We start from the raw sequence: 14,829 nt of genomic DNA, 5'->3' as shown, positions 1-14,829 counted from the left end.
CAGTATTATGGTCTGCGTGGTGCTTTAACGTGGAGCACCATTATTCTAAATGCTCCGGTTCTATGTTTTACCTCAATCTGTGACCCGATAGTTGGTTTGATAGATTGTTCAATTTTCACTGGTTTGGTTTACAAAGTACTGGCGCAGCATAAATACCCAGGTACTTCGCTGATGATAATCTTTATTACCGGCTTATTACTTTGTATTTTTCCATTCCCGACATTTTCATAAATTAACGGCATCGGCTACTACCTGCTGTCACGGTTTAAAGGTATTAATTATGAGTCATGTTAGTCATTCAGCAGTGTGGGACGAATTTATCCGGGCGCTAATCCAGGAAGTTAAACCTGCGATAGGCTGTACTGAGCCCATCTCATTAGCGCTGGCATCCGCCATAGCTACCTCCTATTTATCCGGCACGGTAGAACGCATCGAAGCACGGGTCTCGCCAAACCTGATGAAGAATGGGATGGGGGTAATGGTTCCAGGTACTGGAATGGTCGGATTACCAATAGCGGCTGCAGTTGGTGCATTGGGAGGGAACCCGACAGCCGGGTTGGAAGTGCTTAAACAGGTTACGCAGGAACAGGTGGTGGCAGCCAAAGCGATGCTATCACAAGGGAGAGTAAATATTGGGATGCAGGCCGGGGATGAAATCCTGTTTGTAGAATCGCGGGTTCATCACGGCGATGAATGGGTTGCTGTCACCATTACCGGGAATCATACCCGTGTGATAAGAATCGTGAAGAATGACGACGTGCTTTTTGATGCGACGACAGAAACGGCGTCATCTATCAATGCCGAGACATACCAACAGGGTTATTGTCTGAAACAGGCCACAGCGCAACAGATTTACCAGTTTGCGACTGAGGTCCCCTTTGAGCAGATCGCGTTTATTTTACAAGCGGCCAAACTGAACGAGAACTTGTCCAGCGAGGGACTGAGCCGTAATTATGGCTTGCATATTGGCACCACTTTATCCCGGCAGCGTGAACGCGGCTTACTGGTTAAAGACCTGCTGTCCGATATCATGATCCGCACCGCTTCTGCCTCTGACGCACGGATGGGCGGCGCGCTATTGCCAGCAATGAGCAATTCAGGTTCCGGCAATCAGGGTATCGCAGCGACAATGCCAGTGGTGGTGGTGGCGGAATATCTGGGCGTAAGCGAAGAAAAATTAGCCAGAGCGTTAACCTTGTCACATTTGATGGCGATTTATATTCATAGTCAGTTACCAACCTTGTCAGCATTATGTGCTGCTACTACAGCATCAATGGGTGCGGCAGCCGGGATGTCTTGGCTATTGGAGCCACGCTACGAGCTGGTCGCTATGGCAATTAGCAGCATGATTGGCGATATTAGTGGGATCATATGCGACGGTGCCGCCAACAGTTGCGCCATGAAAGTGTCTACCAGTGCGACGGCGGCTTATAAGGCGGTATTGATGGCGCTGGATCGCAGTGGCGTGAGTGGCAACGAAGGGATTGTGGCTGGTGATGTGGATAAATCAATTGCCAACCTGTGTGCGTTAGCCTGTGGTTCAATGCAGCGAATAGACACTCAAGTCATTGATATTATGGTAAGAAAAGCCTATGCCTAGCGCACCGGGAATAACTGTCATAAGCTATGTATCAGGCTACTGACGAACCTGCGCTCGGCGTCGAACGCCATCTCTGGCATGACTGTTTGGGCGCAACGTTCATGGGCACCACCTCGCTGGTTATGTCGTTATCTTCAATTTTTCGCGCTCGTTTATCTAAGCACGATTCCCTTGCTGTTTGACCATATGGTTCATATGCCCTATGTAAATATTGAAATCGCCATCGTGGTTATCGATAACGTTGAGACCGATAACCGGGGAGCGGTGATGTCCCGGTCATCGAACTACGCAAAACAAACCACTAGTTTTCTGTCAGAGCGGGGAAACCTGTTTTTCCGTCCCCCATCCTTTCTTTTCATTCTGTGATCCACATTAACCTTTCAGGCTCCCCACCCGTAGCTAATAATGTCAACATGGCAATAAAAACAGCGTTTCAAATTACTTAGCTAATAAGGATAAGGAGGCAACATGCCGTATCAGGCCAACCCGTCACGCTATGAATCCATGCAATATCGCTACTGTGGGCGTAGCGGCCTTAAAATTCCCGCGCTATCCCTAGGCCTATGGCACAGTTTTGGCCACGTCAACGCCCTTGAGTCACAGCGCGCACTGCTACGTAAAGCCTTCGATCTGGGCATCACCCATTTTGATCTCGCTAATAACTACGGTCCGCCATCAGGGTCCGCCGAAGAAAATTTTGGGCGTCTGCTAAAAGCGGATTTCGCGGGCTATCGCGACGAACTACTGATTTCCACCAAAGCGGGATACGATATGTGGCCAGGGCCGTATGGTTCGGGCGGCTCACGGAAATACCTGCTCTCAAGCCTTGATCAAAGTCTGAAACGTATGGGACTTGAGTACGTCGATATTTTCTATTCCCATCGCGTGGATGAAAACACACCGCTGGAAGAAACCGCCGCTGCACTCGCTCAGGCCGTGCAATGCGGCAAGGCACTGTACGTTGGCATCTCTTCCTACTCGCCGGAGCGTACTCAAAAGATGGCGGAGTTACTACGTGAGTGGAAAATCCCACTGCTTATCCACCAGCCTTCCTACAATCTGCTTAACCGTTGGGTGGATAAGAGTGGCTTGCTGGACACGCTTGAAGATAACGGTGTGGGCTGCATCGCCTTTACTCCACTGGCGCAGGGTCTATTAACCGGGAAATACCTCAACGGCATTCCCGATGGTTCACGTATGCAGGTCGAAGGAAAAAAAGCGCGTGGCCTGACGGAAAAGATGCTTTCAGAGGCCAACCTTAACAGTTTGCGTCTGCTTAACGATATGGCGCAGCAGCGCGGCCAAAGTATGGCGCAAATGGCGTTGAGTTGGCTGCTTAAGGACAACCGCGTGACGTCGGTATTAATTGGCGCGAGCCACCCAGAGCAACTGGAAGAAAACGTGAACACACTGGAAAATCTGTGTTTTAGCGCGGAAGAACTCGCCATTATCGATAAGCATGTAGCAGACGGACAACTGAATCTATGGCAAGCGTCGTCAGACAAATAACAGGGCTGAAGACATCTCTTACGTTTAACATCGGATACTCAGGGTGAGTGCCTTTCCCTCAGTTATTCCCTCTTGCCTGAATCATGGGTGACATCCAGTACATCGCGCAAAAAATCACCCAGATAGTTAAACGCGGCCACAACCAACACGATGGCAATCCCGGCGGGCAACATCTGCTCCGGGTGCGTCATCATCACGTTTTTGGCCTCACCCAGCATCGCGCCCCACTCTGGTGTCGGGGGCTGAACACCCAGGCCAAGAAATGAAAGTGCGGAAAGCATCAGAATGACCGCACCACTGTCGGTGGTCGCCAGCAGAGCCATTTCTGCCGCCGTTACTGGCAATAGATGCCGCAGTACGATATAGCGCGGTGAGCCACCAATCAGCCGGGCGTAATGAATATAATGGCCGCTGCTGTATTGCAGCACGATGCCGCGAATCATGCGGGCATACCACGCCCATTTCACCAGCAATACCGCCAGCAGGATATTGCCTAACCCCGGCCCCATCATCCCTACCAATGCAAAAATCATCACTTCCGCTGGGAAAGCCAGTATCACATCACACAAACGCATCAACAGCGCATCCACGCGGCCCCGACAATATCCTGCCAATACGCCAATGACCATGCCGACCAACAGCGTGACACTCATTGCCAGCAGCGACACAAATACCGTACTGCGGATACCGAACAACAGACGCGACAACACATCACGGCCCAGATGATCGGCCCCCAACAGATGGTTCATGCTGATGCCCTGGTATTTATCACGCCACGACACTAACAGTGGATCATGTGGCGCGATCCAGGGTGCCAGCACGCCGGTCAGCAAGACCAACAGCAGAAGAGACAGACTTAATTGCACCAGACAATCCGCTTTTAATATCTGCCACAACCGTCTGATCATCGCGTCACCCCCTGACGTAACCGTGGGTCCAGCCACAATTGCAGCACATCGATCAGGAAATTACCGACCACAAACAACAATGCCATCAACAGGATGTAAGCCTGAATCACTGGATAGTCGCGATTGAAAATGGCGGTGACACACAATCGCCCCAGTCCGGGCCAGGAAAAAATATTTTCTATCACCAGTGTACCGGCAATCAGTTTGGGAATACTCATTCCCAACGCCACCAACGGCGAATACAGCGCATTCACCAACACATGCCGCCACAGGATACGACGCTGAGACAAACCGCGCGCTTTGGCATATGTCACATAAGGTTGGTTGAGATGACTCAGCATGTTATTGCGCAGTAATCGCACATAGGTGCCGAGATAACCCAGCGCCAGCGTCAACGCTGGCAGAATCACCGCGCCGAACTCAGTCATCCCGCCCACAGGCAGCCAGTCCAATTTTAACGCCACCAGCCAGAGCAGCAGCAACCCTGTCCAGTAATTCGGCATGGCAGTCAGCAGGAATAACAAGGTGCGCAACACCTTATCCGGCCAGCGTCCGACACGGACAACACATAACATCGCCAACGACAGTGATCCAACCAGAATCATGCCCAGTGCCGCGCCAGCCAGCCGCAATGTTGCAGGCAACGCCAACATCAGCTCCTGCCAGACGCCATCGCGGGTTACAAACGAAGTGCCAAAATTGAGATGCAGACTCTGTTTTAGCCAGGACAGATATTGTTGCCAGAACGGTTTGTCCAGACCCAACTCATGGTGCATGGCAGCGATGGCGGCATCGGTAGGGACAATGGCATTCACCCGCAAAGCAACCTCGGCGGGGTCAGAAGGCGAAAGACGGATCAGTGTAAAAGCGATCAGGGAGATCACCAATATCAGTGGCACCATCATGCAAAACCGGGTTAACAGATAACGCGTCATCCACCACCCGTAATCAGCGGAAAAACATCTTTTCAAACGGGATTTCGTACTGAGAGGGATTGAATGAAACCCCTTGCAGACGTGGGCTGAACACCGCTTTGGTCCGCGAGTAGGTCAGCGGGATATACACACATTCATTCGCCAGTGTCGTCAAAATCTGTCGGTACAGTGATTTGCGAGTCACTTCATTATGCGCAATCAGCACCTCGCCGATCATACGGTCGATGTCGGCCTTGTCTGGCAAGCCTTTTTGCCCCTGATAATCGGCGTGAGCCGGAATGCGAAAAGAAGAGACGTAAGATTGCGGATCGTAAGGTTTTCCCCAAGATAACGAGTATTGAATATCAAAATCACCGGATTTCTGGCGGTCCAGATAGGCCTGTTTTTCCTCACCCAATAACACCAGATCCACGCCAACCTGCCGAAAATCACTCTGCACCATCTCGGCGATATCCCGTTCGCCAGCATTGTTGCTGTTATAGGAAAAAAGCAGTTGCAGCGTTTTACCCTGTTTCTGGCGCACCTTGCCGCCACGGGGCAATGTCCAGCCAGCAGTATCCAGTAACGCATTGGCTTTTGCCGTATTGTAGCGGTAGATCGGCAGGTCAGGGATATTGGCATATGGCACACTACGCGCCAGTAGGGTATCCGCTACGCTTTCACTGCCCGACATGACGCCCTGCGCTAGCGCTTCTTTATTCACCGCATATTCCAGCGCCATCCGAACCTGACGATCCGACGTGATCGGGCGACTGCTGTTGAGCACTAATGCCCGTGACGCTACCGGTTCACTGATGTCGGTATGAAACTTTCCGGCGGCTTGCAACGCGATAAAGCTATCACTGTTCAACATGTCGCCATCCGCACCGTAAATAAGCTGAATATCGCCCTTTTTCAGGGCCATCAACATACTCTGTCGTTCGGGAATGACTCGCCATACCACACGCGAAATGCGTGGCCGGCTCCCCCAATAATTCGGGTTAACGGCAAACACCGCGTACTGGTTTTTCACATGCTGGGTTAACAGCCACGGCCCGGTACCACTATAGCCGCTGACCCCCTTTTTAGTCTGGCCATCGATGAAGCTGCGGGGGGAAATAAAACGGAAAGGCCGTGTCAGCCCCAGTTCAATCAGCGTCGGGTAGTAGGGATTTTTCAGATATAACGCCACCGTGAGGTCATCCACAACCGCCACATGGTCAATCTGTTGCACCAGTTCCAGCCAGGCGTGCCGCTGGTAGTTGGCCAGCACAGCATCAATGTTCAGTTTCACCGCTTGCGCATTAAATGGCATACCGTCGCTGAACATAACATGCGGGCGCAGATGGAAGGTGTAAACCTTACCATCCGGTGAAATGTCCCAGCGCTGCGCCAGCCAGGGTTTTACACCATCGTTGGTGTTAATGACCAGCGACTCAAACACCATGTTCTGCGCAGCCATTTCCCCGCGGTAAAGATGCGGGTTAATATCACGAATATCTTTGGTACTGGCGTATTGCAGCGTGGTTGTACTCTCCGGCCGGGATTCCGCCGCAGGCAAACCAAACGCCGTCATCAAGCCGGTAAACAGCAGCAGGATCAGATTTTGAACAGGTTTCATTGTGATCACTTCGGCTTATTTTTCCGCGCACACTAAAAATAGTGGCGTTGAGGCGTAGTTCACTTTCTCCGTTTCATCCCACAGCGTTTCGCCAACGCGGGTATCCAGCATCACTTTGTGATAACCGCAGTGCAGCAGTGCGGCAGTATCCCATTGCGGGCGACGCTCACGGCTGAGCGGAAGTTGGCGGGCGATGTTTTCCATCGCAGTGGTATCCGTGTTGACGTAGTGATCGTCCAGCCCCAGATAACGGGCATTGGCGCGATCCTCCAGATACCCCAGACGGCTGGCCTCATCAAACAGTTGCAGATACCAGTTGGCATCAAAGTTCACCATCCGTCCGCCGGGCATCAACACCCGCCGCCATTCCTGATAGGCACACTGCGGCGCATCCAGATTCCAGGTCACGTTACGAGAAACCACCAGATCAAAGCTGTCATCGTCAAACGGCAGGTTATGCACATCCGAGTGGACAAAATTGATCGATACGCCATGATGTTCTGCATTGTCCCTGGCTTGATCGAGCATCGCTTCCGTAATATCCACCGCCGTAACCTGATGCCCCGCCAGCGCTAGCGTAACCGCGAAAAAACCCGGCCCGGTGCCAATATCCAGCACCCGCAACACCGGTTTATTCGGCGCATATTCAGTAATTTTACTCAGCCAGGCGACTCGTTTGGCATTAGCGAGCTCGGCAACATTAATCTGGCTGTAATCGGCAGCACGATGGCTCCAATAACGCTGGACGTCCTCCAGCAACGGCTGGTTATCCTTATCAAGGAGAAGTTGACTCACACGGATCATCCTTTAATCGGTAATATGTTGGTCGGAAATGCCTCTGCCCATGACGGTCTGCTTGACGGGATACCAAAAAGGGAGAGGGAAACTACTGTGCCGATTTATAACAGATTGTCTGGTGTGGGTTAATTACAGTGTATGAAGTTTTCATAAAAAATCATACTTTCTTGATCTGGCTTAATATTGCAGCACGTTACCACCGTGTTTTGGGCCGCAAAACGATGCAGCCGGAGAGATAATATTCAGCAGAGAGCAAAAAACGGAATCGCAGGCCCTGGCATTACAGCGGAATCAGATTAAGACGGCCATGGCGCACACCGGTCTGGGCAATCACCGATTCGGCAAACTGTTCCACCAGCGAGGTCATACCACGCAGGACCACTGTTTCCACGCATTCATCATGACTCAGATGGATGTGCATGGTGGAGACGGTCAGGTCATGATGGTCATGCTGCATACCCGCCAGACGGCTGGAAAGCTGGCGCTCATGATGATCATAAACGTAGCTCAACACCGCAACGCAGTGTACTTCTTTATCCGCTGCCACCGTCATTTCCCCCAGTTCACGGCGCAGCATATCCCGAAACGCTTCCGAACGATTGGCATAACCTTTGCGTGTCATCAGCTCGTCAAAGTCTTCCGCCAGTTGGTCGTCCATTGAAATCGTCAGTCTTTGCATTGTCATCCTCATAGGGAAAAGAAAAATACCGCCAGCCCGCATTATATACTCTATGTTCCATTCGGTTGCAGCGTCAGTGATACGGTGCGATATGTCAACATCCTGTAATATTACACCGCTAATTTAGGCCTGATATACCTTACTTTCGTTGCTGGCAACGGTATGCATTGCCGGTGTAACTATCGCTTTTTTCAGTTTACTCTACGGGATGCAGATCGCCATTCTGTTGGTCTCTTCACAGGTTCAAACCCCCAGGCCGATAATTATCTTTCAAGATTAAGGGGGAAACGTCTGCATTGTCGTGATGGTGGGTTACCTGACGTTTCTTGACCACACAGATACTGTGTTGATGAATCCCCTGAGGGTCCGACATTACCCGCCAGCGATTTGTACTGGCCGGTATAATGCTGTTGTGAAAGGAGACACACAATGCCGAAACTCACCGCAATCAGTGGCGTAGGAGGGAAGCACCCTGCCGCATTTATGGTTGAAGTAAACGGATTTCGTTTACTGCTGGACCTGGGAATGGGTCCAGAATCGGGGATATTGCCCGATATCCAGAATGTATCGCCACCGGATGCCATCTACCTAAGCCATGCCCATGAAGATCATTGTGGTGGGCTAGTGCTACGTTCCCAGTGGGGCAACCCGCCAGTTTACACCACCGCCATGGTCTGGCAGCAGATCCCCACCACCGTAGTGGCCGAAACCGATCGCCATACCCTGCCGGAACACGGGCACGGACATATCGGCCCGTTGAACGTCATCACCGGGCGCAGTGGTCACTCACCCGGTGGTATCTGGCTGCATCTGAATGAAAGTACAGGCATGACCTACACTGGCGACTGGAGTACCGAATCCAACGTCTTCCCCTTCGATCTGCCTCCGCAGGCAGCGCTACTGATCACTGATGCCACCTATGGTGATCGCACTCAGTCGTTGCCGGAACAGAAGTCCGTTCTGCTACAACAGGCACGGGAAGGTGCCGTCATTGCAGTCCCGGCCTGGGGTCGTGCGCCAGAAATAGCGCTGTATCTAATGGAGTCCGGCATCATGCCGCGGTTTTGCCCGCAGATCATACGGGAAATCACCTTACAGTTGCCGAAATTATCCGGATATGTGAAGGACAGACTATCCACACTGCTGACCCAGCAAACCACACAGCCTTACCAGCCGGATGATGTGATTATCTGCTGTGATGCCACAGCAAAAAGCGGGCTTTCTGCCGAACTGAGTCAACAGACCGAGACATTCCGTTTTATCTTCGGCAGTTATATCGCACGTGGTACACCGGCGTTAGCAATGCTGCAAGCGGAAAAAGCGCGCTGGCTACCCTGGAACGTTCACCCCCGATTGCAAGATCAACTGATGCTGGCAAAAACCACCAACGCCAGTCAGATTCTACCCGCATTTGTGGCACCCTATAATGCCTCACAGATCGAAGAAAGGTTGTCTGGCCGTATTACCTGGGAAAAAGAGTGTGAATTTTAAACCGGAAGCAGAACGCTAAATGGTAAATGTAGTGCTGAATCCGGCCTATTGGTAAGGGTGGGTGCCGCAACAGGCGCATTCGCTAGGGAATGCGCCTGTTTTACAGAAACTACAGCAGGATACGTAGCATGCGGCGCAGTGGTTCAGCCGCGCCCCACAACAATTGGTCACCCACGGTGAACGCGGACAAGTACTGTGGCCCCATGTTTAGCTTACGCAGACGCCCAACCGGCGTAGACAACGTGCCAGTCACTGCGGCTGGTGTCAGTTCACGCATGGAGATGTCACGGTCATTCGGTATCACTTTCACCCAGTCGTTATGCGTTGCCAGCATCTGTTCGATTTCCGGCAGCGCCACATCTTTCTTCAGCTTGATGGTGAATGCTTGACTGTGGCAACGCAGTGCCCCAACGCGCACGCACAGACCATCAACTGGAATCACACGCTGAGTACCCAGAATCTTGTTGGTTTCTGCCTGACCTTTCCACTCTTCACGGCTTTGACCGTTATCCAGTTGTTTGTCAATCCACGGAATCAGACTGCCCGCCAGCGGTACACCGAAATTGTCCACTGGCAGAGATCCACTACGCGTCAACGCCGTGACCTTCCGTTCGATATCCAGAATCGCGGACGCCGGATCGTTTAGCTCGTTAGCCACTTCAGCGTTCAATTGCCCCATCTGCACCAGCAGTTCGCGCATATGACGTGCACCACCGCCGGATGCGGCCTGATAAGTCGCAACCGACACCCATTCCACCAAATCGTTGGCAAACAGACCACCCAGCGACATCAACATCAGACTGACAGTACAGTTACCACCAATAAAGGTTTTAACACCGTTATCCAGACCTTGCTTAATTACGCCATGGTTAACGGGATCCAGAATAATAATTGCGTCATCACTCATACGTAGAGAAGATGCGGCGTCGATCCAGTATCCTTGCCAGCCACTTTCACGCAGCTTTGGATAAACTTCATTGGTATAATCGCCGCCTTGACAGGTAATGACGATATCCAGCGCCCGCAGCGTGTCCAGATCGTAAGCGTCCTGCAATACACCTTGCTGACCACCCAATGTCGGTGCTGGCTGACCGTGCTGAGAAGTGGAAAAAAATACCGGGCGAATCGCATCAAAATCGCGTTCTTCCACCATGCGCTGCATGAGTACCGAACCGACCATGCCGCGCCAGCCAATAAAACCAACATTTTTCATGGTAACTGTCCTGCTTGGGATGACAAAAGAAGTCTGGCTGCCAGTTACGGCAGTAAACATAGTTTAAAGTGATGACATTCAGCCTTACAAAATGTACACAAAGTCGCAAGTGAATTTATTCGATAACACAAGGTTTTTCAGCAGTAGACCTAATATTACGGTCACTGCCCGATGTTCAGGGATTAAAGGAGTCCACCACTAACATGACCGAAATGATCTCGGCAACCGTGCTGTTGCTATTAATTATGGACCCACTCGGTAATCTGCCGATTTTTATGTCGGTGTTAAAACATCTGGATCCCAAACGGCGACGCATCGTGTTGATGCGGGAAATGATTATTGCACTGGGCGTTATGCTGGTTTTCCTGTTTGCCGGAGAAAAAATTCTGGCAGTGCTGAATCTGCGCACTGAAACCGTGTCGATATCCGGTGGCATTGTGCTGTTTTTGATCGCTATTCGTATGATTTTCCCGTCACAGGAAGGGGATTCCACCGGGTTGCCGGCCGGGGATGAACCTTTTCTGGTACCGATGGCCATTCCTCTGGTTGCCGGCCCGTCTATACTGGCGACGTTGATGCTGCTGTCACACCAGTACCCGTATCAACTGTTGCACCTGGCGCTGGCGCTGTTTATCGCCTGGGGTATCTCTTTTGTGATTTTGCTGATGTCGAACGTATTCCTGCGTCTGTTGGGGGATAAAGGTGTCGGCGCGTTGGAAAGGTTGATGGGACTGGTACTGGTCATGCTATCCACCCAGATGTTCCTGGATGGTGTGCGCGCCTATATGCAACTGTAACTTGAACGGTGGATCCTGCCCTCACGGGAATCCACCGTTCAACGACACAACTATCCGCCTATTCCGCCTTACAGAAATAAACTGCCAAGCCCCGCCAGCAGGAAGGCGATGGTACCCAACAATGTTTCCATCACGGTCCAGGTTTTCAGCGTGGTTTTCTCATCCATTTCCAGAAAACGGCCAACCAGCCAGAAACCGGAATCGTTCACATGTGACAAGACGGTGGCGCCACCGGCAATCGCAACCACAATGAAGCACAGATCAAACTGGCTCAGACCGGCCGTCGCCGCTACCGTCGGAGCCATCAATGCGGCGGTGGTCGTCAACGCGACGGTCGCCGATCCCTGAGCGACTCGCAATGCCGCCGAAACAATAAACGCCGCCACAATCACTGGCAGTCCGGTATCGGAAAGCATCTCCGCCAGAGCGTTGCCAATACCGCTGGCACGCAACACGCCGCCGAACATCCCGCCAGCGCCGGTCACCAGAATGATTGAACAAACCGGGCCTAATGCACCATCACACACTTTTTGCAGGTGCTTCATGCTACGTTCCCGGCTGAAAATCCACAGAGCAAAAAAGACCGTAATCAACAACGCCACCGGCGTTTTACCCAACATACGCAGGCTTTGTACCCATACGTCACCACCGTTAATCACTTTGGCTACCGTCAAAGTATTTAACAGAGTATCGAGCGAGATCAATAACAACGGCAACAGCAATACGCTAAGCACGATACCAAACCGGGGTGGCGTATGGGTTTCATCAACGTCGACATCATCGGTAAAGAGTGACGGCAATGGCAACACAAACTTGCTACCGGCCACCAGACCAAACAGATAACTGCCGAAATACCAGGTAGGAAGGGCAATAACGGCCCCGACCAGTACCATCAGTCCAATGTTGGCCCCGAGAAGTTCGCTGGCGGCAACCGGGCCGGGGTGAGGTGGCAGCAAGGCATGCATCACGGCAAAGGCCCCGGCTGACGGTAAAGCATACTTTAATGTCGAGCCGCCAAACCGCTTCGCGACACTAAAGATAATCGGCAGCATGACGACCAGCCCAGCGTCGAAAAAAATGGGGAAACCAAACAGCAATGAGGCAATACCCAGCGCAAACGGGGCGCGCTTTTCGCCAAATTTACTGATTAACGTATCAGCGAGGACATTGGCGCCGCCGGTGACCTCCAGCAAACGACCAATCATTGCCCCCAAGCCGACCAACAAAGCAACGGAGGCGAGCGTACTGCCAAAGCCGCTTAACATGGTGGAAACAATTTTATCATAGGGGACTTTAGTGACCAACGCAGTGATGATACTGACCAACGTCAACGCCAGAAAAGCATGAACTTTAAAGCGCATGATCAATAGCAGCAGTAAAGCAACGGCACCAACGGCAATCAACAACAACGGGCCGGCACTGTAGGTAGAGGTAATATCTGTCATTATTTGTTATCCCTTCCAGCCATTATTTTAGTATGACTAATTGTTTGTGAAACCTATCACAACGCCATTTGTTACCCATGCCATGATACCGGTAACATGTTAAAATCCGAAACCACTATGATGCATTTAATTTACATTTTGGGATGGAGATCAAATTATGTCAGGTCTATGTATTATTTTGATGGGCGTGTCTGGTAGCGGGAAATCTTCTGTCGGTGCGGCACTGGCCAAGGTAATTAACGCTAAATTTATTGATGGGGACGATCTGCATCCCCGTGCCAACATCCAGAAAATGGCCAGTGGTCATCCTCTCAACGACGACGACCGGGCACCATGGCTGGAACGATTGAACGACGCGGCATACAGCCTGTTTCACAAAAACGAGACCGGTATCATCGTGTGTTCGGCGTTGAAAAAACGCTATCGTGACCGACTTCGCAACGGTAATGAGGAGGGAATGATTTTTCTCTATCTGAAAGGGAGCATCGAGATGATTTTGCAACGGCATCAAGCCAGAGCCGGACATTTTATGCCAACCAAACTGCTGAAAAGCCAGTTTGACGCGCTGGAAGAACCAGGGCAAGACGAACATGACGTCATCACCGTGGATATTGACGGCACACTGGAACAAGTAGTGAAACGTTGCGCGACAGCATTGCGCGCACGTCTGACTGATGCTACAAACTTTCCCCTGCCAACAGCGTAAAACCAACATCTTCCACCGCTGGCGTAATCTGCTCTCCACGCAAACGCGCCAGCAAACGTTCAGCACCGATTTCCCCCATGCGCTCACGCGGTGTCAGAATGCTGGACAACCGGGGCACCATTGCCTGGCCAATATCGTGACCGTGAAAACCGGCAATGCCCATATCCTGCGGGATACGTAATCCCTGCCGTACACATTCAAACATCGCGCCGACCGCCAGATCATCATTGGTGCAGAATACGCTATCCACCTGGGGATATTCCGCCTGCGCCTGGCGCAGCAGCTCGCCTCCCAGCGAATATGACGACGCAATTTCACTCATGACACAGTGGCTGACCAGACCAGCCGCCTGCATGGCTTGCTCATAACCTTCACGTTTCATGAGAGTGCGTTCATCCAACCGTGCGCCCAGATACACAGCATGACGATAGCCCCGGTCAATCATATAGTGCGTCATCTGCCGGGCGGCCTCCACATTATCAAACCCGACGGCCAAATCGAGACAAGGTGAAACCGAATCCATCAGTTCCACTACCGGAATCCCCGCCACTTCAATCATCTGACGGGTACGGACAGTATGTGTACGCTCGGCCAAAATCAGTCCGTCAATATTATAAGACAGTAACGACATCAGCCGCTGTTCCTCCTTCTCAAGATCGTAACCGTAATGCGCCAGCATCGTTTGATACCCATGAGCATCCGCTACCCGCTCAATACCACGCAACACCTCGGCAAATACCTGATTGGTCAGCGAGGGCAGCAACACGCCAATCGCCCGGCTGGTGGCACTGGCCAGAATGTGTGGCGCACGATTGGGAATGTAGCCCAGTTCATCAAGCACTATGGCGATCTTTTTCTGCAACGCTGGGGAAACCTGAGAAGGATGGCGCAGATAACGGCTAACCGTCATTTTGGTGACACCAACTTGGTCGGCGACATCCTGAAGTACCGGTCTTTTCTTCTTTATCATCCGTTGATATCCATTAAGAGAAAAATTTTCCGGAGTCTAACAAAAAAGTAATTAGTGGAATATATATCCGACATCCGGCAGGTACAGGCAATGAATTGGACCATTAATAATGATAGGAAACAGTGAATATTTTCACGATTAGACAAGAAAGTAAGCAGAAAAAATCAGGGTAATGTGA

Annotated in this window: 13 protein-coding genes and 1 pseudogene; 6 read left to right on the top strand and 8 right to left on the bottom strand. The window is 51.6% G+C overall.

Going from position 1 to position 14,829, the window contains the following annotated elements:
- Nucleotides 1-24: 24 nt before the first annotated feature.
- The 3 genes and pseudogenes from RS889_RS01490 to RS889_RS01480 all read left to right on the top strand — a co-directional run.
- Nucleotides 25-231, top strand: a pseudogene (locus RS889_RS01490) (hypothetical protein); the annotation flags it as partial.
- Between the two features lie 49 nt (nt 232-280).
- A complete protein-coding gene (locus tag RS889_RS01485) occupies nt 281-1,600 on the top strand; it encodes an L-cysteine desulfidase family protein (RefSeq protein WP_315709090.1) in 1,320 nt (439 codons plus the stop codon).
- Nucleotides 1,601-2,068: 468 nt separating this feature from the next.
- Nucleotides 2,069-3,109 (top strand): aldo/keto reductase, encoded by a 1,041-nt coding sequence (locus RS889_RS01480; protein ID WP_315709089.1) that lies wholly within the window; start codon nt 2,069-2,071, stop codon nt 3,107-3,109.
- A gap of 62 nt (nt 3,110-3,171) precedes the next feature.
- Here RS889_RS01480 and opp1C read toward each other — a convergent pair whose 3' ends face one another.
- The 5 genes from opp1C to nikR all read right to left on the bottom strand — a co-directional run bounded on the left by opp1C (nt 3,172) and on the right by nikR (nt 8,029).
- Nucleotides 3,172-4,017 (bottom strand): nickel/cobalt ABC transporter permease, encoded by an 846-nt coding sequence (gene opp1C / locus RS889_RS01475; RefSeq protein WP_315709088.1) that lies wholly within the window; start codon nt 4,015-4,017, stop codon nt 3,172-3,174.
- Nucleotides 4,014-4,952, bottom strand: coding sequence for a nickel/cobalt ABC transporter permease (gene opp1B, locus RS889_RS01470; protein ID WP_315709087.1), 939 nt, complete (start codon nt 4,950-4,952; stop codon nt 4,014-4,016). Before opp1B ends, opp1C begins: the two co-directional genes overlap by 4 nt.
- A gap of 13 nt (nt 4,953-4,965) precedes the next feature.
- Entirely contained in the window at nt 4,966-6,552 is a 1,587-nt protein-coding gene (gene nikA / locus RS889_RS01465) for a nickel ABC transporter substrate-binding protein (protein ID WP_425475104.1), read from the bottom strand.
- A gap of 15 nt (nt 6,553-6,567) precedes the next feature.
- The gene (locus RS889_RS01460; RefSeq protein WP_315709086.1) at nt 6,568-7,356 is read right to left on the bottom strand and encodes a class I SAM-dependent methyltransferase; all 789 of its coding nucleotides are present in this window, start codon (nt 7,354-7,356) and stop codon (nt 6,568-6,570) included.
- A 274-nt stretch (nt 7,357-7,630) separates the two neighbouring features.
- The gene (nikR, locus tag RS889_RS01455) at nt 7,631-8,029 is read right to left on the bottom strand and encodes a nickel-responsive transcriptional regulator NikR (RefSeq protein ID WP_315709085.1); all 399 of its coding nucleotides are present in this window, start codon (nt 8,027-8,029) and stop codon (nt 7,631-7,633) included.
- 429 nt (nt 8,030-8,458) lie between these two features.
- Here nikR and RS889_RS01450 point away from each other — a divergent pair, with 429 nt between their 5' ends.
- A complete protein-coding gene (locus tag RS889_RS01450) occupies nt 8,459-9,520 on the top strand; it encodes an MBL fold metallo-hydrolase (protein ID WP_315709084.1) in 1,062 nt (353 codons plus the stop codon).
- Between the two features lie 109 nt (nt 9,521-9,629).
- On the opposite strand, the gene asd is transcribed toward RS889_RS01450, so the two are convergent.
- Entirely contained in the window at nt 9,630-10,733 is a 1,104-nt protein-coding gene (asd, locus tag RS889_RS01445; RefSeq protein ID WP_021013449.1) for an aspartate-semialdehyde dehydrogenase, read from the bottom strand.
- A gap of 203 nt (nt 10,734-10,936) precedes the next feature.
- On the opposite strand from asd, the gene RS889_RS01440 reads away from it, so the two are divergent.
- Nucleotides 10,937-11,530: a YhgN family NAAT transporter gene (locus RS889_RS01440; RefSeq protein ID WP_021013450.1), complete on the top strand. Its 594-nt coding sequence runs from the start codon at nt 10,937-10,939 to the stop codon at nt 11,528-11,530.
- A gap of 68 nt (nt 11,531-11,598) precedes the next feature.
- On the opposite strand, the gene RS889_RS01435 is transcribed toward RS889_RS01440, so the two are convergent.
- Nucleotides 11,599-12,975 carry a GntP family permease gene (locus RS889_RS01435; RefSeq protein WP_315709083.1) on the bottom strand — a complete coding sequence of 459 codons (1,377 nt, stop codon included), beginning with the start codon at nt 12,973-12,975 and terminating at the stop codon, nt 11,599-11,601.
- Between the two features lie 157 nt (nt 12,976-13,132).
- On the opposite strand from RS889_RS01435, the gene RS889_RS01430 reads away from it, so the two are divergent.
- Nucleotides 13,133-13,681: a gluconokinase gene (locus tag RS889_RS01430; RefSeq protein ID WP_315709082.1), complete on the top strand. Its 549-nt coding sequence runs from the start codon at nt 13,133-13,135 to the stop codon at nt 13,679-13,681.
- Here RS889_RS01430 and gntR read toward each other — a convergent pair.
- Nucleotides 13,653-14,648, bottom strand: a complete 996-nt coding sequence (gene gntR / locus RS889_RS01425; RefSeq protein ID WP_315710868.1) for a gluconate operon transcriptional repressor GntR — start codon at nt 14,646-14,648, stop codon at nt 13,653-13,655. The two genes, RS889_RS01430 and gntR, sit on opposite strands and share 29 nt — an antisense overlap.
- Nucleotides 14,649-14,829 lie beyond the last annotated feature (181 nt).

The sequence above is a fragment of the Brenneria uluponensis genome, assembly GCF_032395385.1.
In the GTDB taxonomy this organism is placed as follows: domain Bacteria; phylum Pseudomonadota; class Gammaproteobacteria; order Enterobacterales; family Enterobacteriaceae; genus Prodigiosinella; species Prodigiosinella aquatilis.
Note: the sequence above shows the minus strand (reverse complement) of the source record. Positions and strands in the feature narration are given on the sequence as shown.